Origin of the sequence: Streptomyces sp. HUAS CB01 (genome assembly GCF_030406905.1) — a bacterium.
Classification (GTDB): domain Bacteria; phylum Actinomycetota; class Actinomycetes; order Streptomycetales; family Streptomycetaceae; genus Streptomyces; species Streptomyces chengbuensis.
In genome coordinates this window covers 7476356-7500231 of sequence record NZ_CP129137.1, presented here as the reverse complement: position 1 = coordinate 7500231, position 23876 = coordinate 7476356, and the positions used below count along the sequence as shown (strand labels likewise).

27 protein-coding genes are annotated in these 23876 nt (G+C 72.0%); 10 read left to right on the top strand and 17 right to left on the bottom strand.

Annotation, left to right across the window (positions count from 1 at the left end; all coding sequences use genetic code 11):
• Positions 1–167: 167 nt before the first annotated feature.
• The gene (locus QRN89_RS32900; protein ID WP_290353057.1) at positions 168–647 is read left to right on the top strand and encodes a MarR family winged helix-turn-helix transcriptional regulator; all 480 of its coding nucleotides are present in this window, start codon (positions 168–170) and stop codon (positions 645–647) included.
• Positions 648–1409: 762 nt separating this feature from the next.
• Positions 1410–2525, top strand: a complete 1116-nt coding sequence (locus QRN89_RS32895; RefSeq protein ID WP_290353056.1) for a mechanosensitive ion channel family protein — start codon at positions 1410–1412, stop codon at positions 2523–2525.
• Positions 2526–2677: 152 nt separating this feature from the next.
• Here the strand turns inward: QRN89_RS32895 and QRN89_RS32890 are convergent, their stop codons facing one another.
• The 4 genes from QRN89_RS32890 to QRN89_RS32875 all read right to left on the bottom strand — a co-directional run bounded on the left by QRN89_RS32890 (position 2678) and on the right by QRN89_RS32875 (position 6739).
• Positions 2678–3568: a glutathione S-transferase C-terminal domain-containing protein gene (locus tag QRN89_RS32890; protein ID WP_290353055.1), complete on the bottom strand. Its 891-nt coding sequence runs from the start codon at positions 3566–3568 to the stop codon at positions 2678–2680.
• 119 nt (positions 3569–3687) lie between these two features.
• Positions 3688–4386, bottom strand: coding sequence for an Rrf2 family transcriptional regulator (locus QRN89_RS35680; RefSeq protein WP_356948676.1), 699 nt, complete (start codon positions 4384–4386; stop codon positions 3688–3690).
• A 599-nt stretch (positions 4387–4985) separates the two neighbouring features.
• The gene (locus QRN89_RS32880) at positions 4986–6263 is read right to left on the bottom strand and encodes a cation:proton antiporter (RefSeq protein ID WP_290353054.1); all 1278 of its coding nucleotides are present in this window, start codon (positions 6261–6263) and stop codon (positions 4986–4988) included.
• A 5-nt stretch (positions 6264–6268) separates the two neighbouring features.
• Positions 6269–6739 (bottom strand): cation:proton antiporter regulatory subunit, encoded by a 471-nt coding sequence (locus QRN89_RS32875; protein WP_290353053.1) that lies wholly within the window; start codon positions 6737–6739, stop codon positions 6269–6271.
• Between the two features lie 276 nt (positions 6740–7015).
• On the opposite strand from QRN89_RS32875, the gene QRN89_RS32870 reads away from it, so the two are divergent.
• The 6 genes from QRN89_RS32870 (at position 7016) to QRN89_RS32845 (ending at position 13034) form a co-directional block, all read left to right on the top strand.
• Complete coding sequence (locus QRN89_RS32870) at positions 7016–7969, top strand: HAMP domain-containing sensor histidine kinase (protein ID WP_290353052.1); 954 nt, start codon at positions 7016–7018, stop codon at positions 7967–7969.
• Positions 7966–8619, top strand: coding sequence for a response regulator (locus QRN89_RS32865; protein ID WP_290353051.1), 654 nt, complete (start codon positions 7966–7968; stop codon positions 8617–8619). The genes QRN89_RS32870 and QRN89_RS32865 overlap by 4 nt, the downstream gene beginning before the upstream one ends.
• A gap of 315 nt (positions 8620–8934) precedes the next feature.
• On the top strand, positions 8935–9099 hold the full coding sequence (locus QRN89_RS32860) for a hypothetical protein (RefSeq protein ID WP_290353050.1): 165 nt from the start codon (positions 8935–8937) through the stop codon (positions 9097–9099).
• 450 nt (positions 9100–9549) lie between these two features.
• Positions 9550–10953, top strand: coding sequence for an extracellular catalytic domain type 1 short-chain-length polyhydroxyalkanoate depolymerase (locus QRN89_RS32855; RefSeq protein ID WP_290353954.1), 1404 nt, complete (start codon positions 9550–9552; stop codon positions 10951–10953).
• A 141-nt stretch (positions 10954–11094) separates the two neighbouring features.
• On the top strand, positions 11095–11385 hold the full coding sequence (locus QRN89_RS32850; RefSeq protein ID WP_290353049.1) for a DUF3040 domain-containing protein: 291 nt from the start codon (positions 11095–11097) through the stop codon (positions 11383–11385).
• A gap of 308 nt (positions 11386–11693) precedes the next feature.
• Positions 11694–13034 (top strand): cation:proton antiporter, encoded by a 1341-nt coding sequence (locus tag QRN89_RS32845; protein WP_290353048.1) that lies wholly within the window; start codon positions 11694–11696, stop codon positions 13032–13034.
• A 112-nt stretch (positions 13035–13146) separates the two neighbouring features.
• On the opposite strand, the gene QRN89_RS32840 is transcribed toward QRN89_RS32845, so the two are convergent.
• The 3 genes from QRN89_RS32840 to QRN89_RS32830 form a co-directional block, all read right to left on the bottom strand.
• Positions 13147–13431, bottom strand: a complete 285-nt coding sequence (locus QRN89_RS32840) for a SpoIIE family protein phosphatase (protein WP_290353047.1) — start codon at positions 13429–13431, stop codon at positions 13147–13149.
• Positions 13432–13514: 83 nt separating this feature from the next.
• A complete protein-coding gene (locus QRN89_RS32835; protein WP_290353046.1) occupies positions 13515–13793 on the bottom strand; it encodes a hypothetical protein in 279 nt (92 codons plus the stop codon).
• 131 nt (positions 13794–13924) lie between these two features.
• Positions 13925–14308, bottom strand: coding sequence for a hypothetical protein (locus tag QRN89_RS32830; RefSeq protein WP_290353045.1), 384 nt, complete (start codon positions 14306–14308; stop codon positions 13925–13927).
• 322 nt (positions 14309–14630) lie between these two features.
• Between QRN89_RS32830 and QRN89_RS32825 the strand changes: the two genes are divergently transcribed.
• Positions 14631–15287: an HAD family hydrolase gene (locus QRN89_RS32825; protein WP_290353044.1), complete on the top strand. Its 657-nt coding sequence runs from the start codon at positions 14631–14633 to the stop codon at positions 15285–15287.
• A 159-nt stretch (positions 15288–15446) separates the two neighbouring features.
• Here the strand turns inward: QRN89_RS32825 and QRN89_RS32820 are convergent, their stop codons facing one another.
• Positions 15447–16433: a TIGR03557 family F420-dependent LLM class oxidoreductase gene (locus tag QRN89_RS32820; protein ID WP_290353043.1), complete on the bottom strand. Its 987-nt coding sequence runs from the start codon at positions 16431–16433 to the stop codon at positions 15447–15449.
• Between the two features lie 63 nt (positions 16434–16496).
• The gene (locus QRN89_RS32815; RefSeq protein ID WP_290353042.1) at positions 16497–17387 is read right to left on the bottom strand and encodes an SDR family oxidoreductase; all 891 of its coding nucleotides are present in this window, start codon (positions 17385–17387) and stop codon (positions 16497–16499) included.
• 332 nt (positions 17388–17719) lie between these two features.
• Between QRN89_RS32815 and QRN89_RS32810 the strand changes: the two genes are divergently transcribed.
• Positions 17720–18211 carry a hypothetical protein gene (locus tag QRN89_RS32810; protein ID WP_290353041.1) on the top strand — a complete coding sequence of 164 codons (492 nt, stop codon included), beginning with the start codon at positions 17720–17722 and terminating at the stop codon, positions 18209–18211.
• A 151-nt stretch (positions 18212–18362) separates the two neighbouring features.
• Here the strand turns inward: QRN89_RS32810 and QRN89_RS32805 are convergent, their stop codons facing one another.
• From QRN89_RS32805 to QRN89_RS32770, 8 genes are all read right to left on the bottom strand, one after another.
• On the bottom strand, positions 18363–19547 hold the full coding sequence (locus tag QRN89_RS32805; RefSeq protein WP_290353040.1) for an alcohol dehydrogenase catalytic domain-containing protein: 1185 nt from the start codon (positions 19545–19547) through the stop codon (positions 18363–18365).
• Between the two features lie 154 nt (positions 19548–19701).
• A complete protein-coding gene (locus QRN89_RS32800) occupies positions 19702–20190 on the bottom strand; it encodes a hemerythrin domain-containing protein (RefSeq protein WP_290353039.1) in 489 nt (162 codons plus the stop codon).
• A 94-nt stretch (positions 20191–20284) separates the two neighbouring features.
• Complete coding sequence (locus QRN89_RS32795) at positions 20285–20566, bottom strand: gas vesicle protein K (RefSeq protein ID WP_290353038.1); 282 nt, start codon at positions 20564–20566, stop codon at positions 20285–20287.
• Positions 20563–20832, bottom strand: a complete 270-nt coding sequence (locus QRN89_RS32790) for a gas vesicle protein (protein WP_290353953.1) — start codon at positions 20830–20832, stop codon at positions 20563–20565. Before QRN89_RS32790 ends, QRN89_RS32795 begins: the two co-directional genes overlap by 4 nt.
• A gap of 23 nt (positions 20833–20855) precedes the next feature.
• Positions 20856–21713: a GvpL/GvpF family gas vesicle protein gene (locus QRN89_RS32785; protein ID WP_290353037.1), complete on the bottom strand. Its 858-nt coding sequence runs from the start codon at positions 21711–21713 to the stop codon at positions 20856–20858.
• On the bottom strand, positions 21710–22024 hold the full coding sequence (locus QRN89_RS32780; RefSeq protein WP_093655001.1) for a gas vesicle protein: 315 nt from the start codon (positions 22022–22024) through the stop codon (positions 21710–21712). The genes QRN89_RS32785 and QRN89_RS32780 overlap by 4 nt, the downstream gene beginning before the upstream one ends.
• Positions 22021–22902, bottom strand: coding sequence for an SRPBCC family protein (locus QRN89_RS32775; protein ID WP_290353036.1), 882 nt, complete (start codon positions 22900–22902; stop codon positions 22021–22023). Before QRN89_RS32775 ends, QRN89_RS32780 begins: the two co-directional genes overlap by 4 nt.
• Positions 22895–23857, bottom strand: coding sequence for a histone H1-like repetitive region-containing protein (locus QRN89_RS32770; RefSeq protein ID WP_290353035.1), 963 nt, complete (start codon positions 23855–23857; stop codon positions 22895–22897). Before QRN89_RS32770 ends, QRN89_RS32775 begins: the two co-directional genes overlap by 8 nt.
• Positions 23858–23876 lie beyond the last annotated feature (19 nt).

Sequence of the window (23876 nt, the reverse complement as noted above, 5' to 3'; positions counted from 1 at the left end):
GACCGTTGAGTCATGTCAATGATTTAAGTGATGTGACGGTTGCCTCATGCACGGAATGCCGCACGACCGACACCTATCACTGTCCAGCCGTACGCTCTGACGCATGATGGTGAGATAAGGATGATTAACATGTTGCAATCATTTGCCCCCACGGATAACATGATCGGATGACAGTGGACGACATCGCGGCCGTCACGGCGGCCGACAGCGACCCCCTGGACCGGCTCGGATTCCTGCTGGCCCGGAACGGCGCCATTGCGAACAGCCGCGTCCACCACGCCCTCGGGTCCTGCGGCCTGGCCGTGCGCCAGGGCACGACGCTGATGCTGCTCGGCACGTCGGGATTCATGAGCCAGCGGGCTCTCGCCGCGACGCTCGAGGTGGACCCGAGCATCCTGGTCGGGGTCCTCAACGACCTGGAGTCCGCCCATCTCGTGGAACGCCGCAGGGACCCCTCGGACCGCCGGCGCCACATCGTGGCGATCACCGAGGAGGGCCGCTGCCTCCTGGCCAAGGCACATCAGGCCGTCACCGAGGTCGAGGAGGGACTCTTCGCCGACCTCACGCCGGAGGAGACCACCGCACTCCGCGGCCTGCTCGCACGGGTGCGCACCTCGCCGCGCGACCCCGTCTGCTTCGAGCAGTGACGCGGCGGCGCACCCCGTACGCCACCCAGCAGCCACCCAGCAGCCACCCGAGGAACGACGAGAGGCGGTGCCCGTGCACGCTCCCCATCGCATGCACGGACACCGCCCCGCGTGGGCTCGGCGCGCAGCCGTGCCCCATGGCCGTTCTCACCCCGTCCCGGAGGAGGCGGCCCCCGCACTGTCGCACCCCTGAGGCAGTGCAGGCGTCTTTGGTGACTACGACATGGAATCTACCTGATGATTTAAGATCATCAATGATTTTTGATATGTGACGATCGTCTCCGATTCATGGACCACCTGCCGTCGTCACGACCGCCGGCCGAGCCGTGGGCCGGCGCGGGTCCCGGCGCCCCTGAGGCCGAGCCGAGGCTCCGGGCGGTCCGCATCGCCCACAGAGGCGCACCCCGCGCCCACCGGCCGGGCGCCGCCGTCCCGGGTGGGGTGCCGTCGATGCCGCACCGGAGCCACACCCCGGAGGCCGAGGGGCGAGTCGGAGCCGCGCCCGGAATCCCGTACGGGGCGCCGCCCTCACGCTCCCGATGACGGTGCGTCCGGGCGCGGACGCACCACGGGGGCCGATCATGTGACGGTACGGCAGATGCGGCAGGATGACTCGTCGCGCCGGACGGATCCGATCGGCCCGGCGCGACGCACCACGGCATCCCCCGACACGCACAGGTGGCACGTGACGACACATCACATCCGGTTCACTGCGGCGAACTCACCCGGCCGCGCCCTCCCCCACGCACCGGGAGGCACGAAGTGACCCGGGCCCTCACACTGCACGACTTGATCGTCGCCGGTATCGCGCTGGCGGCCGGCACAGCGGCCGCCGTGCTGCTGCGGGTGATCCTGAGATGGCTCGGCGTCCGGGCCGGGAGAACGAGGTGGAGCGGCGACGACATCATCGTCGACGGCCTGCGGACGATCGTCCCCTGGGCCGCCGTGACCGGTGGCGCGGCGGTCGCCGCCTCCGCCCTCCCGCTGACGTCCAGGGTCGGACGCAACGTCACCATGACGCTGACGGCGGTGCTGATCCTGGCGGCGACCGTCACCGTCGCGCGGGTGGTGGCCGGGATGGTGCAGGCCCTGGCGCAGTCCAGGTCGGGAGTCGCCGGTTCGGCCACCATCTTCGTGAACATCACCCGCGTCGTCGTGCTGGCCATGGGCTTCCTGGTGATGCTGGAGACCCTGGGGGTCTCCATCGCGCCGCTGCTCACCGCGCTCGGTGTCGGCGGTCTGGCGGTGGCGCTGGCTCTCCAGGACACACTCGCCAATCTCTTCGCGGGCGTGCACATCCTCGCGTCCCGGACGGTACAGCCGGGGCACTACATCAAGCTCAGCAGCGGTGAGGAGGGCTACGTCGTCGACATCAACTGGCGCAACACCGTCGTGCGTACGCTCTCGGACAACCTCGTGATCATCCCCAACACGAAGCTGTCCGGCACCAACATGACCAACTACCACCGTCCCGAGCAGCAGATGTCGCTCAACGTGCAGGTGGGTGTCGGCTACGACAGCGACCTCGAGCACGTCGAGCGCGTCACGATCGAGGTGGTGAAGAGCGTGATGGCCGAGGTCGCGGGGGGCCTTCCCGACCATGAAGCCCTCGTACGTTTCCACACGTTCGGTGACTCCCGTATCGGGTTCACGGTGATCCTCGGGGTCGGTGAGTTCAGCGACCAGTACCGGATCAAGCACGAGTTCATCAAGCGGCTGCACAAGCGCTACCGGTCGGAGGGCATCAGTGTGCCCGCTCCCCGGCGCATCGTCTCCGTGCACCAGACGGAGGTCCCGCAGCCCGAGTTGCCGATCCCCGGTCCGCGCGTCGCCACGGACGCGATGACCACGCCGGTGAACCCGACCCCGCCGGTCTGACACTCCCCTGCGGTCCGCCCCGGCCCTGGCCCCGTTCCCGCCCGGCGCCGGGGCCGGTCCCGCCCCCGGTCAACCGGGCCGCGGTGCCGTCCCGTTCGGCCGGCCCGGCCCGGTTCGCCACGCGGTGCGACCGGGCCCGGATGCCGTCCCGTTCAGTGGGGCCGGGACGGGTTCCCGCGGGGCAGGTGTGCCGCCCAGTCGAGGATCTGGACGGCCGCCCCGGCCGCCTCCAGACCACGGCACTGGGCGTGGTGCCTGCGGGCGATGCCGTCGAGGTCGAGATGGGGGCCGAACGCCCGGTGGCCGGCCAACCGCCGAGCGTACGCCCACAACCGCGGATGTCCGGCGATCCGGTGCACCGCCGCGGCGTCGAGGTGCCAGCGGTCCACGGTGTCCAGCCTCACCAGGGTCACCCACAACAGCGCGTCGGCGGCGGTCGGTTCGTCGCCGAGGACGCAGAGCCGGAAACCGAGCAGCTCCTCCAGTGAGCCGAGAGCACCGATCAGGGAGCCGAGGGCGGTCCCGCGCGCGGCAGCGTCACCACCGGGCCGCCCGGCGGACTGCGCGGCCTCGGCCACGGTCTCGCAGAGCCGTTCGACGGCCTCGGCCCCGGTCTCCGTACCCGGCGGATGCAGCGCGACCCGCCCGCGGCCCTGTCCGCCGAAGTGCAGTGCGAGGTCCCGCAGGATGTCGGGGGTGTACGTGCTGACGATCCGGCCCGTCCAGTCGTCACTGAGCACGGGCGCGGCGGCGGGACCGGCGTAGTGGTGGGCACTGGCCTCGTACAGGGGCCGCAGCGCGGCGTGGCCCCCGTCCGGCCCGTCGGGCACGGCGGGCAGGTGCACCACCGGAAGGACGTCGTGGAGGCCGAGCAGGGAGTGGGTCACGGCGATCCGCAGACAGTGCGGGCAGGCCGGCGACAGATGGAGCCGGTAGCGGCGGGGCACGGGGTAGTGCCCACTGCGCGCGTCGCAGCCGATCCGGCCCCGGAACGACGAGGTGGACGGGACGGACGGCGTGATGCTCGAAGGGGTTGCGGACATGTGTCTCTCCCGTTCCGGTCCTGCTTCTGGTCCTGGGGCATGCGGAAGGCGGCGGGCGCGCGGGAGCCGCCGGGGCGTGGTGCGGTGCACCAGGTGGTGCCCGCGGGTACGCGCCGGTCTCAGGACAGGTGGTGCGCCGCACTGCAGACACGCTGCAGATCGATGTGGCGGCGGGAGGTCAGCAGGGGGGAGCGCAGGCGGACGCACGAAGCACCGCTGTCGGCCGGCTCCGGGCGCCCTGTCATTTCCCACCCGTTCACTGGGGAATCCTGCCTGGGAGTGTCCGGCGCCCCGGTAGGCACGTCAAGGGGGCCTGCTCCCATCCCGGGGGACGTCTCACACGGTGGACGGGACACGACTCCGAAACGGCCCCGGGCCTGCTCTTGACCGGGCGTCAGGGATCGGTCCACGCCCCGGGGTCGGCGACGAGGCCGAGGAGTTCCCCGCGCAACTCCGAGGCGGCGACGTCGGCGAGGGACCTCGCCGAGGATCCTGCGCACGTTGACGCGCGGGGCGATCCACAACGGCAGCGGTGCCTCCGCCGGTGCCGGGTACGAGAGTTCGGCCGGGGGCATCCCGCGCACGGACACGAGGGGCCCGTCGACGGCGCGGATCACATCGGCGACGCCGACGGTGTCTGCGGGCCGGGCGAGCCCGTACCCTCCGCGGCCGCCGCGCCTGCCGGTCACCGGGCCGGCCCGGCGCAGACCTCCCGGATGCCTTCCAGCAACGTGTGCGGGATGCCCTGCCGGCGGCGATCGCCTCGGCCTCCCCCGGGCGTCCTCCCCGGCCGCGGCCGGGTAGAGCGCCGCGCGCACCGCGTAGTCCGCCTTCGCAGAGATCGATCGTCAGCAGGAGCCGGCTTCCCGCATCCGCCCGGCCCCCGGCTCCGGGCCGTGCCCCGCGCGTGATCCGTACGCGCTCTTCGTGCGCAGGGCACGGGACTTCCCTTGCTCCTCGCCTACGTCCTGGCCGTCCTCGGCTGCACTCACGACCAGGCAGCGCTACCGCTCGTCGAGCGGTTCCCTCCACCACCCCCACTCCGAGGTCCGCCGGGAGGCCTCGGAGGCGGTGACCGAAATCCACTGGCACCGAGAGTCAGCCCAAGACAAGACGGCGTAGTCCTGCGGCTCAGGCGTCAAGGCAACTGCGTTGGCGCCGAGGGCACCCGGACCGCGTGCCTCCGGAACGGACGGGCCGAGGGCTCCGGGACCGTCGCCGGGGCGCCGGTCCGCGTGCGTACCGGCCCCGACATGCGGAGGCGCCACGGCCGAAGGGCTCCCGCCCTCGCACCACGGTGCCTCCACCTGCCGGGCGCCCGTGCCGGGCGGGCCCTTCTGACGTCCGTCACGGGGTCCGGACACCCCTGCCGCCGGGCAGGGCTGTCACCGGAGGGTCTCCGCGGACACCCCGTCGCTCAGGCGCGGTCCACCGCGTCCCGCTCCGACAGCACCTCCCGCTCTGCGTCCGCGTCGCGGGCGGGGCCGTCCGTGGAGGGTTCCGGTGTCTGCCGTACCGCAGGGGCCGTCCCCGCCGGCTTGCCGCGCCCGGTGAGGCGGGTGGCGAGGGGCTCGGTGTAGCGGGCGGTGAGGGGGCCGATGACGACGAGGACGAGGACGTACGCCGTGGCGAGCGGGCCCAGGGCCGGCTCGATGCCGGCGGTGACGGCGAGGCCCGCGATGACGATGGAGAACTCACCGCGCGCGACCAGGGTGCCGCCGGCGCGCCAGCGGCCCTTGACGCCGACGCCGGCCCGCTTGGCGGCCCAGTACCCGGTCGCGACCTTCGTACAGGCCGTGACGACGGCGAGGGCGAGCGCGGGCAGGATGACCGGCGGAATGCTGGCGGGGTCGGTGTGCAGGCCGAAGAAGACGAAGAACACGGCCGCGAACAGGTCCCGCAGCGGGCTGAGGAGCGTGTGGGCGCCCTCCGCGACCTCCCCGGACAGGGCGATGCCCACGAGGAACGCGCCGACCGCCGCGGAGACCTGCAGTTGCTGGGCGATGCCCGCGACGAGCAGGGTCAGCCCCAGCACGACCAGCAGCAGCTTCTCGGGGTCGTCGCTGGAGACGAAGCGCGAGATGACCCTGCCGTAGCGCACGGCCACGAACAGCACCGCTCCGGCCACGCCGAGGGCGATCGCGAGGGTGAGGCTGCCCGCGGCGAGGCTCACACCGGCCAGCAGGGCGGTGACGATCGGCAGATAGACCGCCATGGCGAGGTCCTCGAGGACGAGGATGCTCAGGATGACGGGCGTCTCGCGGTTGCCGATCCGTCCGAGGTCGCCCATGACCTTGGCGATGACTCCGGAGGACGAGATCCAGGTGACGCCGGCGAGGACCACCGCCGCCACCGGCCCCCACCCGAGCAGCAGCGCCGCGACGGCACCGGGCACGGCGTTGAGGGTGAAGTCGACCAGGCCGGCCGGATATTGGGTCTTGAGGTTGGACACCAGGTCGCTGGCCGTGTACTCCAGACCCAGCATCAGCAGCAGCAGGATGACGCCGATCTCGGCGCCGATCGCGACGAACTCCTCGCTCGCTCCCAGCGGAAGGAGTCCGCCCTCGCCGAAGGCGAGACCGGCGAGCAGGTAGAGCGGGATCGGGGAGAAGCGGAGGCGGCCGGCGAAACGGCCCAGGAGTCCGAGGCCGAGGATGATCGCACCGAACTCGATCAGGAAGAGGGCGGAGTGCACGCGGGTCACTCCCGTCCGAGGATGGCCGCTGCCGCCTCGATGCCCTCACGGGTACCGATGACGATCAGGGTGTCGCCGCCGGCGAGCCGGAAGTCGGGGGTGGGCGACGGGATGGCCTCCGCCCTGCGCAGCACGGCGACCACGGACGCTCCCGTCTCCGTCCGCATCCGCATGTCGCCGAGCACCCGGCCGTTCCAGTGCGAGTGGGCGGACAGCTCGATGCGCTCGGCGACGAGGCCGAGGTCCGTGGTGTGCAGCACGTTCGGGCTGTGGTGGTCCGGCATCAGCGCGTCGATGAGCGACGCCGTCTCCGCCGGCGAGAGGTGCAGGGACTGGGCGCAGGCGTCGGGGTCGTCGGCCCGGTAGACGTTCACCGTCCGGGTGCCGTCCCGATGCGCGATCACCGACAGATGACGGTGTTCACGCGTGGTGAGGTCGTACTGGACACCGATGCCGGGCAGTGGCGTGGTGCTCATCCGTGAGGCAGGCACGGCCCATCCCCTCTGGTCTTGCGGACTGATGTGCGTACGGCGGCGCCTGCCCGTGCGGGCGGGGCACGCGGCGAGGTGCCATGGTGCCACCTCGCCGCCGGGCTCGAACATGGGTGTCAGCACGTATGGACGCGGGACCCGCGGGGCGGCGAGGCTGACCTGGGGGCCGCAGGTCCCGGCGCACCTCGGGCACGCAAGGGAGGCCCCTCGCCGGCGGGAAGGCAATAGTGGAGGTGGGAGCCCACCGAGAAAGGCGCGCGCATGTCGCTGTACTGGCGGATCTTCCTCCTCAACGCCGCCGTGCTGGTCGTGGCGGTCCTGCTGCTCCTCGGACCGGTCACGGTCTCCACGCCCGTGCTGCTGGCCGAGGCGGCGGTCATCGGGGCGGGGCTGGTCGCCATGCTGATCGCCAACGCGGTCCTGCTGAGGATCGGGCTCGCTCCGCTGCAGCGGCTGACCCGCGCCATGACCACGGCCGATCTGCTGCGGCCGGGCGCCAGGCCGGTCGTCACGGGCCGCGGCGAGATGGCGGAGCTGACGAAGACGTTCAACTCGATGCTCGACCGTCTGGAGGCCGAGCGTGCCACCAGCAGCGGCCGGGTGCTTTCCGCGCAGGAGTCCGAGCGGCGGCGCGTCGCCCAGGAGCTCCACGACGAGATCGGCCAGACCCTCACCGCCGTTCTGCTGCAGATCAAACACGCCGCCGACCGCGCCGAGGAGCCCGTACGGGGGGACCTCCACCAGGCGCAGGAGACCGTGCGGGCCAGCCTGGACGAGATCCGGCGCATCGCCCGGAGGCTGCGGCCGGGGGTGCTGGAGGAGCTGGGCCTCCACAGCGCCCTGCGGGCCCTGGCCGCGGAATTCACCACCCCGGGCCTGGACGTGCGGCTGCACATCGGCCCCGGGCTTCCGTCTCTGGACCATGTGACCGAACTGGTCTTCTACCGCGTGGCCCAGGAAGGGCTCACCAACACGGCCCGTCACTCCGGCGCGGGCCAGGTGGAACTGCACCTGCGGACCCTGCCTGCCGGCGGTGTGGGGCTGCTCGTGCGGGACGACGGCAAGGGCATCGGCAGTGCCCCCGAGGGCGCCGGTATCCGCGGCATGCGCGAACGCGCCCTGCTGATCGGCGCCGACCTGACCGTGGGCCCGGGCCGGAACGGCGGTACGGAGGTACGGCTCGACGTCACCGACCCGAAGGGGAACGCCCGATGACCTCACCGGCTCGCATTCTGCTTGCCGACGACCACGCCCTCGTACGCCACGGGGTGAAGCTCATCCTCGACAACGAACCGGACCTGACCGTCGTGGCCGAGGCCGACGACGGCGCCGAGGCCGTCGCCCAGGCCCGCTCCACGGACATCGACCTGGCCATCCTGGACATCGCGATGCCGCGCCAGACCGGGCTCCAGGCGGCCCGCGAGCTGTCCCGCCTCCGGCCGGAGCTGCGCATCCTGATCCTGACCATGTACGACAACGAGCAGTACTTCTTCGAGGCCCTCAGGGCCGGGGCCAGCGGATACGTCCTCAAGTCCGTGGCGGACCGGGACCTGGTCGCCGCCTGCCGGGCGGCCATCCGGGACGAGCCGTTCATCTACCCCGGTGCCGAGACGACGCTCATCCGCAAGTACCTCGACCGGGCCCGGCAGGGCGACGCGCTCCCGGCGAAGCCCATCACCGAGCGGGAGGAGGAGATCCTCAAGCTCGTCGCGGAGGGACACACCTCGAAGGAGATCGGCGACATCCTCTTCATCAGCGCCAAGACGGTCGAGCGCCATCGGGCCAACCTGCTCCAGAAGCTCGGGCTGCGCGACCGGCTGGAGCTCACGCGGTACGCGATCCGCGTGGGACTGATCGAGCCCTGAGGAGCCCCGACCCGCGGACCGCGTGACTCCTCCGGTCCGGGCCCGCGGACCCCGGCACCGTCGGCTCCCGACCCGCGGACCCACCGCACGGCACGTCCGCTCCCGGTCCGCGGACCCCGGCACCGTCGGCAGCCCGGCACCGCCCGGGGGCCGGGTGTTATGTCCCGGGAGGTCGTGGACGGGTGATGCAGGTCTTGGCTGAGGGAGCGTGAACGGGTGAGGGCCTTCCGGGTTCGGTGGGGATGGCGACATCGGCACCGGCTCCCGGAAGGGCCTCATGCCCCACCGCAATGCACCTCTCGCGACACCGTGTCCGTGATCACTACGGCAACCCACACCGTCACGGCGACCCCGGTAGGCAACCTGCCCTTCGGGGTGGCGGTGCCCCCGGACGGCACCCGCGCCGACGTCGCCCACGAACTCGGCGACACCGTGTCGGTGATCGACGGCCTCCCTCCGGCGTCACCGACTGGCGTCTGAGCCCACCGGTCACCCCGGGGGTCCTCCCCGACCGGCCCACGTCCGACGGCCCTGCCCCGAACCCGGGTCAGGGCCATCGGCTGTGTACGGGTGCTCCCGTGCCGTGGTGGTCGACGCGCATGTCCCCCGGAGGGAGCCGTGGGACAGGTGTCGGTCGCGGGTCCCCAGGGGCACGGCTGCAACGGTGACGGATCACATCGCGGGCGGGTGCGGGGTGGTGCGCGCCGCCATTACCGGCCCCGTCGCACCGGTCGTACGTTCCGCGTAACCCGGGGGCTGCGCAGTGGTGTCCGGCTCCCGTACCGGCACCGAGGTGCGGCCGCCGCTCCCGTCCGGCCGAACGACCAAGGCGGCACCATGAGTCCACATCCCGCACGTTCCCTTCCCCTCGGTTTCCGGCCCGTGCGCGGGCGGCCGTCACGGCCGTCGCTCTCGCGGGTCGCGGGGGGCCTGTTCCTGTCCCTGTTCGCACTCCTCCTGGGCCTTCTCCCGGCTCCGGCACAGGCCGCGAGTCTGACGGAGGTGACCGGCTTCGGCTCCAACCCCGGCAATCTGCAGATGTTCCGGTACGTTCCCGACGGTCTGCCGGCGGGCCGCCCGCTCGTGGTCGCCCTGCACGGCTGCACCCAGTCCGCCGCCGCGTACGACAACGAGACGGGCTGGACGCGCTGGGCGGACCAGTGGGGTTTCGCGCTGCTGCTCCCGCAGCAGCGGTCCGCCAACAACGCCAACTCCTGCTTCAACTGGTTCCAGTCGGCCGACTTCTCACGCGGTCAGGGCGAGGCGCTGTCCGTGAAGCAGATGACCGACCGGATGGCGGCCGACCACGGCACGGACCGCTCCCGGGTGTACGTGACGGGTCTGTCGGCCGGCGGCGCGATGACCGCGGTGATGGCCGCCTCCTACCCGGACGTCTTCGCCGGGGCGGCGGTCGTCGCCGGCGTCCCCTTCGACTGCGCCCGTACCGTCGCCGCTGCGTTCGGCTGTATGAGCCCGGGCTCCGACCTCGGCGCACGGCAGTGGGGCGACAAGGTCCGGGCGGCGTACCCGTCGTACACGGGCCCGTATCCGGTGATGGCGGTGTGGCACGGCACGGCGGACGGCACCGTGGCGCCGATGAACATGAACGAGCTCGTCGAGCAGTGGGCCGACGTGCACGGGACGGACACGGTCGCGGACGTCAGCGACACGGTGCAGGGCCATCCGCACAAGGTGTACCGAGGCAGCGGCGGCCGGGCCGTTGTGGAGTCGTACTCCCTGACCGGCATGGGGCACGGGCAGCCGGTCGATCCCGGCAGCGGGGAAGCCCAGTGCGGGATCGCCGGCGCGTACGTGCTGGACGCCAACATCTGCGGCTCCTACTGGATCGGCCGTTCCTGGGGGCTCGCCGCTCCGGACGGCGGCGGCACGCTGCCCGCGCCGTCCGCACCGTCCGTCGCGGCGGTCTCGGACGCGTCGGTCTCCCTGACGTGGGGCGCCGTCGCGGGTGCGGCCTCGTACCGGGTCCTGCGCGACGGGGCCGTGGCCGGCACCCCGTCGTCGACCTCGTTCACCGACGCGGGTCTCTCCCCCGGCACGACGTACACGTACACCGTCTCGGCCGTGGACGGGGGCGGTTCCGCCGGCGCGCCGTCGGCCCCGGTGCGGGTGACGACGACGGGTGCGCCCCACGCCTGCCACACCGACAACAACTACAACCATGTGGCCGCCGGCCGTGCCCATCAGGTCCTCGGCACGGTCTACGCCAACGGTTCCGGTCAGAACATGGGGCTGTACAACGTCTTCGTCACCCACACCCTCGAGGAGGTCTCCCCCGGCCACTTCGTGATCGCCGATTCGGGCTGCCCCTCCTGACCGGCGCTCCGGCCGTGCTCCCGCCCGGCCGTTCCCCCTCCCGACCACGAAAGATGGGTGCCGGCCCCGATGTGCCGGCACCCCCGGCCGTGTGACGGTGGCGGTACCGCGGTGACCACCGTAAGGCCGGGAGGAGCAGCCATGACGCGTCCAGGCGACGAGACCCTCCACGACCTCGACGAACGGATGCGGCTGAGCGACCGGCGCTTCGCCCGCGGTCTGGACGCAAGGCACCCCTGCCCACCGAGTGAGTGCCGGCGCCGGCCGGCGTGGGCGCTGCTCGCGGCCGCGCTCGCGCTGCTGGTCGCCGGACTGGTGCTGCCGCACGGCCTGATGCTCGCCGCGGGACTGGTGCTGGCCGGGATGGCGGCGCAGTTCCTCACCGCGCCGCGCCACCCGGCCGGGCGCCGGCGCCGTCCACGGCCCCGCTGACCGGCATCACCGCCCGCACGAACCGCACGAACCCGATGACCGCACCATCACCTGCACCGAGGACCGCGCCACCGCACGAGCCCGATGACCGCATGACCGCCGTGTGATCGCCCGGCCGCCGGGCCCGTCCGGTACAGGGCACGCCGCCGCCGCACCCTGGCAGGCACGTCCGCGGCCCAACGCTTGGCGGTTTTCCCCCACTTGGCACGACCGCCGCACGAACGACCGCCGCACGAACAAAGGAGTACGTATCCACCCCCGTCCATCACCACACATCCGTTCCTCCGAGCCGTCGAAGGTGGTGACCCGTGGGGCATGCTGACACCCTGCTCGCCATGGGCGGAGCCTTCCTGGCCGCCGCCTTCCTCGCTCGCGTCGGCAGCCGGATCGGTCTGCCGACGATCCCGCTCTTCATGCTCGCCGGCATCCTGCTGGGCCCCCGCACACCCGGGCTCGTCCTCGTCGAGGACGCACACGACTTCGAGATGCTGTCCGCGCTCGGCCTGGTGCTGCTGCTGTTCTACCTGGGCCTCGAGTTCCATCTCGACGACCTCAGGAGCGGCGGCAGACGTCTGCTCGCCGCCGGCGGCACCTATCTGCTGCTGAACGTCGGCGCGGGCCTCGGCTTCGGCTTCGCACTGGGCTGGGGGGCCAGGGAGGCGCTGGTACTCGCCGGAGTCCTCGGCATCTCGTCCTCCGCGATCGTGACGAAGATCCTCATCGACACGGGCCGCATAGGGCGGCCCGAGACCCGGCTGATCCTCGGCGTCATCGTCGTGGAGGACATCTTCCTGGCGCTGTACCTGGCCGCCCTGCAACCCGTCATCAGCGGCGCCGAGGGCATAACGGAAACGATTCTGCAGGCGTCCAAGGCCTTCGGGTTCCTCCTGCTGCTGGCCGCGGCCGCCCGATACGGCACCCGGTTGATCGGCCGGCTGATCTCGGTCCGCGACAACGAACTGCTGGTGATCAGCTTCCTCGGGGCCGCGGTCCTCATCGCCGGGATCTCCGAGGTCCTGGGAGTCGCCGACGCCATCGGCGCCTTCATGGTCGGCCTGATCCTCGCCGGCACCCCGTCGGGGCCGCGTATCCGTGAACTGGTGCATCCCCTGCGCGACGCGTTCGCCGCCATTTTCTTCTTCGCGTTCGGGCTCGCCGTCGACCCGGGGGACATCGCCTCCGTCGCCGGGCCGGTCGCCGCCGCGGTGGCTCTGACGATCGCGATGAACGTGGCCGCCGGTCTGCTCGTCGCCCGGCTCCACCACCACGGGCCGGGACCCGCCGCCGACATCGCCACGACGCTCCTCGCACGGGGGGAGTTCGCGCTGATCCTGGCCGCCATGGCCGCGAGCGCCGGCCTCGATCCCCGCCTGGCCCCGTTCATCGCCGGCTACGTCCTCGTCCTCGCCGTTCTGGGGCCGGTCCTCGCGGGACGCGCCCACGTGCTCGCCCGCGTCCTGCGGGCGGCCCCGGCCCTCCTGCCGGGACGCCGCCGGAAGGGCGGCCGCGCAGCCGGGGAGCCGGAGCCGCCGACGCAGAGGCAGGACGCCCCGGCCACGGCCGGGTCCGTCGCGGACTCCGCGGACGGGGACCCGTCGGAAGTCGGGGCCGAGGAGCCGTCGCCGCTGCCCGCCGACGCCGAGCGCTGACGGAGCGACAGGACCCCCCGGCGCCCGACCGCGCTCCCGCGCCCGCGTCGAGGCGGTCGGCGCGGGCGCGGGCATCGACGGAGCAACCGCGGCACACCGGTGTGGAGGGGTGTCACCGCGTCAGGCGGGTGGCGAACACGGCGACATCGTCGTGGAAGGCACCTTCGCGGTGGGTGAGCAGTTCGTCGCAGAGGTCCGCGAGCGGCTCACCGCCGAGTGCGGCGGCGACCCGGGCCGCCTGGTCCATGCCGTCGTCGATGGACCGGGCCCGGTGCTCCACCAGTCCGTCGGTGTGCAGCAGCACGGTGTCACCCGGGTCCGTGGCGGCCGGGCGGAGATGGCCGTAGAGCTGTTCGCGCACCCGGATCGGCACACCGATCAGTCCGGGCGTCCGCACCCGCTCGTCGGGACCGTCGTGACGGCGGCCGAGCGGCGGACCGCCCTCGGCGCGCAGCGGGCGCGGGTCGCGGACGAGCCCGCTCAGGAGCGCGGCAGGGGCGAGTCGGTCCCGTCCGGTGAGGCGGGGATGTCCGCACCGAAGCCGGACGTGACCACCTGGGCGAACCGGCCCGCAGCAGCCGGGTTCAGCACCCCGAGGGCGGCGCAGCGGGCCCGTACGAGGCCACGGCCGGCGTCGATGATCCGGCGGAGCACGTCGGTCGATTCGAGCCGGAGCCCCTTGCTGGCCTCGAGAACGGCGCTCAGCAGTTCCTGGGCCCGCCCTGGTACGCGTGCGGCCTGACGGAGCCCGCTCTCCACCGTTCCAGATGGTCGTCGGTCAGCTGCGGGACCGGCGGCACACCGCCGGAACCGTGCGATGCTCCGCCGCCGAGCTGCGTCATGGTGGCCTCCGCCCGCCTGTCCGTGGTGCGGGCATCGCGCAGGGAACCTCAGCGTCCAGAGTGAGGAGTGTCCGGGTCCTGGGGGTCCACCCCGCTGAAGGCCGACGAGCTCTTCGACCCGCTCGGCCGCTGCGACTTCCCGCGGGGGCCGGTGTCACGCATGCCCTTCTGGCCCTGCTTGCCGCCCTGGTCCTCACCCCTGCGGGTGTCGCTCTCGACGGTCGTGCCCTCGAGGGATGCCGCCTTTTCCTCCTCCGTCGGCCGCCGGCTCTTCTTCGAGCCACCCGCATACGTATCCGGGTGGAAGGAGCGGTGTCCGCTGGGGTTGTCCTGGGCGGTGTCGTCGACGTCCTCCGCCCAGCCGTGCTGGTCCTGGCCCTTGAACCTGCTGGGGCCCTCGCCGTGCGACGGCTCTCGCGACTTCTTCGACATGATCACGCCTCCTGGATGAATGACACATATATAAAGCTTTACAAACACTTCATGGCTTATGCCCCAATAGGCGGCATCCACTCAGCGGCCCGGGACGATCATGGGGCGGGGCGGCGGTACGCCGTCCCACGGACTGCCGACGGCCCTGACGGGTACCCGCCCTCACGACGGGCGCCCCGTCCGCACCGGCCACGCGGTCCCGGGCAGCGCGAACGGACCGGACCACGAGGCGCAAGGGACCGGACTCTCGGAGCAGGACACGGCGCGGCCCGACTGCGCGAGTGCGCGAGTGCGCGAGTGCGCGCACGGAGAGGTGGAGACCATGACAAGGGCGGCACTCTTCGACGTCGACGGCACCCTCGTCGACACCAACCACCTGCACACGGTCACCTGGTGGGAGGCCTTCCGCCAGGCCGGTCACCGGGTGACGATGCACGCGGTCCACCGGGCCGTGGGCCTCGGCTCCACGGACCTCATCGCCCACCTCCTCGGCGAGGGACGGGACCGGGACGAGGACGACGCCCTGAGTGACGCCCACCGGACGCTGTACGGGACGTACTTCGAACGCCTTGAGGCGTTCGAGTCCGCGGGCGATCTGCTGCGCACGCTCGCCGGGCGGGGCTGGAGGATCGTTCTGGTGACCTCCGCGAGCGGCGCCGAGCTCGGGGCGCTGCGCCGCGCCATCGACGCAGACGAGGCCGTCCTGAACACGACCAGCGCCGACGACGTCTCGTCCGGAAAGCCCGCCCCGGAGCCCGTGCTGCAGGCCCTGGGGCTCGCCGAGGCCCGGGCGGAGGAATCGGTGTTCGTGGGCGACACGGTCTGGGACATGGCGGCGGGCACGCGGGCCGGAGTCACCTGCGTCGGACTGCTGAGCGGCGGAATCCCCAGGGCGGCGCTGGAGGCCGCGGGGGCCACGGCGCTGTACCGCGACGCGGCCGAGCTGCTGGGGTCGCTGGACGACAGTCCACTGGGCTGAGGAGCAGCACGCCGTCCCCTGCGGCCGAGCGGCAGGAGGGCGACGCCGTCGGCTCAGGAATGGACCGTCCTCGGGGCCGGAGGCCCTGGCGAGCCTTCAGGAGATCGCGACCCCCAGGACGCGGCCTTCAACGCCGCCACAGCTCCGTCGACCCCGCCTCTACGCCGCCACGGCTTCGTCCCCGCCGAGCGCGTGCAGTTGGGGCAGCAGCTTGTCCTCCGCCCATTCGAGGAAGTCGTGCTGCGTGTTCCCGCCGATCTGGACGAGGGCGACCTCGGTGAAACCCGCCTCGACGAAGCCCCGCACCGCCTCCACGACCGCCTCCGGGTCATCGCCGCACGGAATGGCCTCGGCGACGTCCTCGGGGCGCACGTACCGGGTGGCCGCCTCGAACGCGTCGGGGTGTGGTAGTTCCGAATTCACCTTCCAGCCCATGCCGAACCATTTGAACTGCTCGTGCGCCCGCCGCACCGCGGCCTCGCGGTCGGTGTCGTAGCAGAGGGCCATCTGCCCGATGCGGGGCTTGCCCGCTCCTCCGGCCCGCTCGAAGGACTCCGTGAGGGACCGCTCGGGCTGGTCCGCGATCATGACGTCGGCGAGCCGTCCCGCGAGTTCGCAGGAGCGCTCGCCCGAGACGGCGATGCCGATCGGCGGCGGTTCGTCGGGCAGGTCCCACAGCTTGGCGGAATCCACGGTGAAGTGCCCTCCGCGCCGGCTGACGTGCTCCCCGCGGAACAGCTCCCGGATGATCTCGACCGCCTCGCCGAGCATCTCCAGGCGCACACCGGCGGGCGGCCAGTCCCCCACGATGTGCTCGTTCAGGTTCTCCCCCGATCCCAGTCCGAGCCGGAACCGCCCCCCCGACAGGAGCTGGAGCGTGGCCGCCTTCTGTGCGACGACGGCGGGGTGATAGCGCATCGTCGGACAGGTCACGAAGGTCATCAGCGGAATCTCGGAAGTGGCCTGCGCCGCCGCACCCAGCACGCTCCACGCGTACGGGGAGTGCCCCTGGGCCCGCAGCCAGGGGAAGGCGTGGTCGGAGGTCACGCAGAAGTCGAACCCCACGTCCTCCGCGTGCATCACGTGATCGACCAGCTGTCGCGGGCCGGCCTGCTCCGTCATCATCGTGTATCCGATTTGCACCATATTGCCTGGTTGCCCTTCGCCAGTGCCGGGAAACTCCGCCGCGGGGTCCGGTGGTGAGGCGCGTCAGGGCAGCGGAGTGCCCCCGGTGGCGTTGAGGATTTCCGCCGTGATGAAACGCGCCCGGTCGGAGGCCAGGAAGACATATGCCGGTGACATTTCCACCGGTTGGGCCGGCCTGCCGAGCGGCGACTGCTTGCCGAACTCCTTGGTGTCGGGCATCGTCGCCGGGATCAGCGGCGTCCACACCGGGCCCGGCGCCACGGCGTTCACGCGCACCCCGTCCTCGGCGACCATCCGGGCCAGCCCCTGGGTGAAGGTCACGATGGCGCCCTTGCTCGTCGCGTAGTCCAGCAGGTGCGGACTGGGTTTGTACGCCTGAACGGACGTCGTGTTGATGATGCAGCCGCCCCGGGGAATGTGCGGCAGCGCCATCTTCGACAGCCAGAACATGCCGTAGAGGTTGGTCTTCATCACCCGGTCGAACTGTTCCGTCGAGATCGCGCCGATCCCGTCCGGCTGGGACATCTGGTAGGCCGCGTTGTTGACCAGGATGTCGATGCGACCGAACTCCGCGACGGCCCGTCCGATCAGGGCCCGGCACTGGTCCTCCTCACGGATGTCGCAGCTCACCGCCACCGCCTTGCGGCCGGCCTCCTCGACGAGCCGGGTGGTCTCCCGGGCGTCGGCCGCCTCCTCGGGCAGATGCGTGAAGAGGACGTCGGCGCCCTCGCGCGCGTACGCCAGTGCGACCGCCCTGCCGATGCCCGAGTCGCCGCCGGTCACCACGGCCGTACGGTCCTGAAGGGCGCCGTGGCCCACGTAGGACGTCTCCCCGTGGTCCGGGGGCGGATCCATCGGACCCGTCCATCCGGGATGGGCCTGCTCCTGGTCCGGGAAGTCCGGCTGGGGGTGGGCAGTGACGGGGTCGCGCCGCTCGGGGTCCCTCGCCGCCATGACACTCATCCTTTCCGAGTCGTCCCTACTTCACTTCCGCCCTCCGCTGCGGCGGGCGGTGGGAGCCGCCCGGTCTCTCGCGGTCCCCGGGCAGCCACCCGGCGGCTGCCCGTGCGTCCGAGCGTGAAACCGGCCCGGGGCCGGCGCGCCGCCGTGCACTCCGATCGAGGGACCGTCGGCTCGCGCGGTGAGTCCGCTCGAGGCCGGCGGAAGGGATGTCGGGAAGAGCCGAGCACGTGCGCACGGGCCGAGCCGGCCCCGGGCACCACCCCGTGGACGTACGCCCGCCGCACGAGCGCCCTGCCGCACCCCGACAGCTGGGAGAAGGTCCCTTGCACCGAGACGCCCTCCGCATCTATCTGAACGACCACGTGGCCGGGGCCACGTCCGGCGCCGAACTCGCGCGGCGCATCGCGCGCGCCCACGCTTCCTCACCCCGCGCCGCGGAGCTGCGCCGTCTCGCCGAGGACATCGCCGAGGACCGGAGCACCCTGCTGGACCTGATGGGGACGCTCGACATCGCGCCCCACCGGTACAAGGTCTGCGCCGGCTGGGCCGCGGAGAAGGCCGCCCGTCTCAAGCCCAACGGTCGCGTGCTGCGCCGTGCGGGACTGAGCACGATCGTCGAACTGGAGGCACTGCGGATGGGCATCCAGGGCAAGTACATGCTCTGGCGCGCCCTCACACCGGTGGCGCGGGACACAGGACGGATCGACACGGCACGGCTGGACGAGCTGAGGGAACGCGCGAAGAGCCAGATGGCCGTCGTGGAGGACCTGCACCTGACCGCCGCCGACACCGTGCTGCGCCGGGGGCCCGCCTGAGCCGGGCGTGCCCTGGCGCGGCCGCCACGCCCGGCCGCGCCAGGCCCGACCGGGTGCCGCGGTCGGCCCGAGAACGTGCCGCACGTACCGGGACGCGCCGCGCCCGAGCGCCTGCCGCACGTGCCCGAGGACGACGTGTGGCACATCCGCGTCAGGGCTTCAGCAGGGTCTTGATCATGCCGTCCTCCTTGGCCTGGAACATCCGGTATGCCCGGGGTGCCTCCTCCAACGGCATGGTGTGCGTTGCGAAGCCCTCGACACCGAGCGGGTCGTCGTCGCCGAGCAGCGGCAGGATGTCGTCCACCCACCGCCGGACATTGGCCTGGCCCATCCGCAGCTGGATCTGCTTGTCGAACATCCTCAACATGGGCATCGGGTCGGCGGAGCCGCCGTAGACGCCCGACACCGAGACGGTGCCGCCGCGACGTACGAGTTCGATCACCGTGTACAGGGCGCTCAGCCGGTCGACACCGGCGTGCTCCATCAGCCGCTCCGCGACGGCGTCGGGCAGCATGCCGACGAGCCAGTGCGCGGCCTTGGCCACAGGTGCGCCGTGGGCCTCCATGCCGACGGCGTCGATGACCGCGTCCGTACCGCGCCCGTCGGTGAGGCCGCGGACGGCCTCGATCAAGTCCTTGCCCTGGGTACGCAGGTCGAACGTCTTCACTCCTCGGGAGGCGGCCCGCTGAAGCCGCTCGGGTACGAGATCGACGCCCACGACGAGCCGTGCCCCGCGGTGCAGTGCGATACGGCACGCCATTTCACCGATCGGCCCCAGACCGAGCACGGTGACGGTGCCGCCGGGCGGCACATCGGCGTACTCGACGGCCTGCCAGGCGGTGGGCAGCACATCGGAGAGGTAGACGAACCGCTCGTCGGGCGGCCCGTGGGGCACCTTGACCGGCAGCGTGTCGCCGAACGGCACCCGCAGCAGCTCGGCCTGGCCTCCGGGCACCTGGCCGTAGAGCTTGGTGTAGCCGAACAGCGCGGCGCCCATGCCGCGCTCCTTCACCTGGGTCGTCTCGCACTGCGATTGGAGACCCTGGTCGCACATGTAACAACGGCCGCAGGAAATGTTGAACGGCACAACCACCCGGTCGCCCACGTCGAGTTCGGTGACATCGTCGCCGACCTCCTCGACGATTCCCATCGCCTCGTGGCCGAGGATGTCGCCCGGATCCAGATACGGCCCCATGACCTCGTAGAGGTGCAGATCGGAGCCGCAGATGCCGGTGGAGGTGATGCGCACCAGAACGTCGCCGGACTCCTTGAGCTGGGGGTCGGACACGGTTTCCACCCGTACATCGCGCCGGCCCTGCCATGTCAGTGCACGCATGTCTCCTCCGTGCAGGAGTGGGAAGTGGGGCGGCATCCTTGTCCAGCCCGCCTCGCTGACCGCCTGCCCGACGGGTGGTCTGCTACACATGGGCGTTTCGCCCGCTTCGCACGGGCCGCGTTCCGAGGCCGCCCTGTCTCCGGGCGGCCCACGGTCAGCCCTTGGCGAGACGGCGGACGTTCTCGACGGCTCCGCAGTCGGAGGCGAGCAGGTCCGCACGCTCGCGCCGGAAGGCCTCGCCCAGTTCGGCCCTTCGTTCCTCGGGCACATTGCGGCGGGTCTCGTTGAGCAGCGTCCGCTCCTCCTCGTCGAGGTGGTGGTTGACCGCCTCGACCAGGTTCTCCAGCTTCTCGTCCCACTCCTCGCCACCCAGGTCGTCCACCTCCAGCAGGGCGAGGAGCGCCCTGTTGCCCTCGGTGTGCTCTTCCGAGCCGTGCTCGACCTCTTCGTCGTCGATCTTCTTGTAGCGCTTCAGCGCGGGATAGACCTTCGCCTCCTCCGCCTCGCCGTGGGCGATCAGCAGCCGGGAGAACTCGCGGAGGGCCTTCGCCCGGTCCGCTTCGATGCTGCGCATCCGGCGGAGGAGGTCCTCCATCGTCCGGTGGTCTTCGAGAATCAGCTCCACCACGTCGTGGGTCGCCATCACTGCCTTCCTTCGGGGGTCGTCCGGGGGTCGTCGATCTGCGGGCACGGGCTCGTCGGGCGGCCGCCGCGCGGGGTCGACCGCGGGTCGGAGGTCAGCCGTCGCGCGGGAGCAGCGGGCCCAGCGGGCCCAGGTCGATGTTCAGGTCCTCGGGGCGCAGCCCGAACTTCTCCAGCAGTTCGTCCATGCGCTCCTCGAGGAGCATCAGCGTGAGACCGATGCGCTCCTCCTGCTCTTCGGTGAGGTCGCCGGTCTCCACCCGGCGAAGGGCCTGGCGTTCCATGAGCTGGCGCAGCAACTCCACCACCGTGAGGACCAGTTGGGCGAGATCCCGCTCGACGGTGTCGGGGTCGAGGTCCACCTGCCGTCCGCTCATGACGTTCCTCCGGGCCGCTCGTCGGCGGGCGGTCCGTCCGTACGGGAGCCGCCGCGGTCCTCGAAGGGCGAGGCGACCACCGGCCCGACGGAGCAGATCAACGCGTTGAGGTCGACGCGCACGAGGTCGACGTCCGCGATCCGCAAGGTGAGGTCACCCTTGATCACCACGCCGCCGGCGAGCAGCCGGTCCAGCAGGTCGACCAGCGCCAACTGCCGCTGCGCGAGCGGCCCCGGCTGGGCCGTGGCCGCCGGTGCGTCCCGCAGCACGGCCGGATCCTTCGCAGACGTCACTCCGCCTCGCCCTCCTCCGCGGCCGGTACGGCCGTGGTGACGGCGAAGGAGTACGGTGCCCACGGCCCGGTCAGCTCCACACGGATGCCCCTACCGGGTGGTGTCAGCCGCCGCACCTCCTCGGCGAACGCCTCCCCCTTCTCGCGCGGTACGAGATAGGCGGCGTTGAGCACATTGCCGCGCGCCGCCCCCGGCAGCCGGGGGTCCTGGGGCCGGTGCACCTGCTCGGCCTCGGCGTACCGGGCGAGCTCCGTGTGCAGGGTCCGCGAGAGGGCGTCGGCCTGCGCCCAGACGCCCTCGGTGGCATCGCGGCGGCGCATCCGCTGCTTCAGGTAGTCGCGACCGGTCGCGGGGCGGCGGCCCTGTGCGGAGCCCTCGTCGGCGGCCCGCGCAGCCGCGTTCTCGGGCCGGGCGTTCCCGGCCCTCCGGGCCTCCTGGGTGCCCTCGGCCCCTTCGGCGTAGACCTTGACTCCCCATTCCACACGTCCGTCGAGCCGTTCCAGGGCCCGGGCGAACCGGTCGCGACCGGAGTCCAAGAGCCGCCGCACCCCGTCGTCGTCCCGGCACACCGTCACGAGACGCAGGGGCAGCGGTGTGGTGACCGTGGTCAGTGCGCTCACCACGGCGTCGTGGCCCCGTGCGGTGGCGGCGAGCCAGTCGAGGTCCTCCAGCCGCTCGCGCAGGGCGACGTCGGAGAACTCCTCGGCCGGCACGTCGCTCAGCACGGCGACGAGCCCGTCGTGGGCAAGCAGCCTCGCTGGGGCGCCGGCGACGCCACGCATCCCTTCGTGCAGGGGTGCGGCGGCCTCGTCGAAGGGCCGGGTCACGGCGTAGACATAACACACCTCGGTCATGCGGTATCCGCCTCCAGTGCCGCGATGCGCTGTCGCAACCGCTCGTTCTCCTCGGAGAGTTCACGCCTGCGGGCTCCGGACGACAGCGACGGGTCGTCCTCCCACCAGTCGATGCCCATCTCCTTCGCCCGTTCGACCGAGGCGACGACGAGACGCAGCTTGATGGTCAGCAGTTCGATGTCGAGCAGATTGATGCGGATGTCGCCTGCGATGACGATGCCCTTGTCGAGCACCCGTTCAAGGATGTCGGCGAGGTTGGCTCCCGATCCGCCGGAGCCGTAGGGGTCCGGAAGCCGGCTCGGGGTGGTCATGGGGTTCCTCCGGTCCCGGCCTCAGCGCGGGCCGTGTCGTGGCTGTACGTCCCGTCGGCGTGCGCCTCGGCGTCGTGCCTGTCGGGGTCGTGCGTGTCGGAGTGGTCGGTCTCGGCGTCGTGTGATGCGGGGTCGTGGGGCTCCTGCTCTCCCGGGGCTGTCGCGTCGTCGTGGTCCGTGTCGGGCCGCTCGTCGTCATCGCGCCTGCGCATCGCGACGCGACGTGCGAAGCCCGTGAGGTCGAGGCGTGCCCGGCGGCCCGGAGTGCCCAGCAGCGCGCCGGCCCGCTCGACCAGCCCTCGGGGGTGGTACTCGACGACCAGCAGGACGCGGGTGAGCGTGTCCCCGATCGCGTGGAAGGTCACGACGCCGTCGACCGTGCCCTTCGCGCCGCGGGAGTTCCAGACGACGCCGTTCTCGTCCGACGCGGTCTCCTCCCGGACGCCCATCGCAAGTGCGGGCAGGGCCTCCTGACGGGACCACAGGTCGTACGCGCGGGACACGGGCACGCCGACGTCGACGGACTCCACCACCACAGCCGGTCCCTGGTCGCCCCCGGCGCGGGTGATGCGCCTGGCGATGCGGTCGGAGATGCCGTCCCTCAGGCGCGAGGCGCCGATCTCCACCGCCGCGCGCAGGGGGCTCCTGCCCTGCGAGAGCTTGCGGCCGCCGTCGAGGGCGAGCCGCGCGAAGCCGGGGCTGCGGCCGTCGGCGATGTCGTGCAGCGTGACGACCGCCTCACCGAGCCTGCGCCCGAGGGAGGCGAGCAGGTACTCGGCACGGGCGACGGCGTAGTTGCGCAGTTCCGCCTTCACCCGCTCGACCGCGTCCGGGTCCACGGCGGAGAGCAGGCCCCCGGCGTTTCTCGCGTCAGCCATCCGCGCGGCCCTCTCGTGCGGAAGCACTCTTCCGGGAGGAGGCCGCCTTCTCGGCAGCGGGCTTCGTGGCCGCCGTCTTCCTGGGCGTGGTCTTCTTGGCCGCCGTCTTCCTGGGCGTGGTCTTCTTGGCCGCCGTCTTCCTCGTCGTGGTCTTCTTGGCCGCCGTCTTCCTCGTCGTGGTCTTCCTCGTCGTGGACTTCTTGGCGGGCGCCTTCTCGGCGGGCGCCTTCTCGGCGGGCGTCTTCCTCGCCGCAGTGCGGTGGCGCGAGGTGGATTTCCCCCCGCCGGTCGCCTCTTTCGCGGCCGGCCTCCTCCCCTGCTCGGTCCTCGGAGCCGTGGCCCGCGTCGGCCTCTCGGCTCCGTCCTCGTCGGGGTCGGGCCCTTCAGGGTCGAGCCCTTCGGGGTCCCGTTCCTCGGGGTCCCGTTCGTCGGGGTCGTCGTCCACTTCCTCGTCGACGTCCTCGAGGTCCTGCTCGGAGTCCCCGACAAAGCCCTCGTCGGCGTCCACGTCCACGTCCTGGTCGAAATCGTCGTCGAGTGCGTCGTCGAGAACTTCGTCGTGAACTTCGTCGAAGTCGCCGTCGAGGTCGTCCTCGAGGTCCTCGTCGGAGTTCCGCTCGTCCCCCGGTCCGACCGCCCCGTACACCCGGTCCCGGACATCGAAGGTGCGTTCGCGCAACCGGTCCGCCAGCCCGTGGAGCTGCCGGTTGACGACGGCTCCGACCGCGGCGCTGCCGACTCCCCGCAGGTCCTCGCGCAGCTGGTCACCGATGTCCTTGAACTGCGGAATGCTCCGGAACGGATGGGAGAACACTCCGACCAGCTCACGCGGCCCCATGTCGAGCCGCCTGCACACCACGACGGTACCGACGGCCAGAGCGAGTTTCGCCTTCCTCGTCCGCCCCAGCACATAGCCCGCGCCGACCGCGAGCCCCACTGCGAGCCCGTTGTTCATCGTGCCGCCGTCCCTCTGC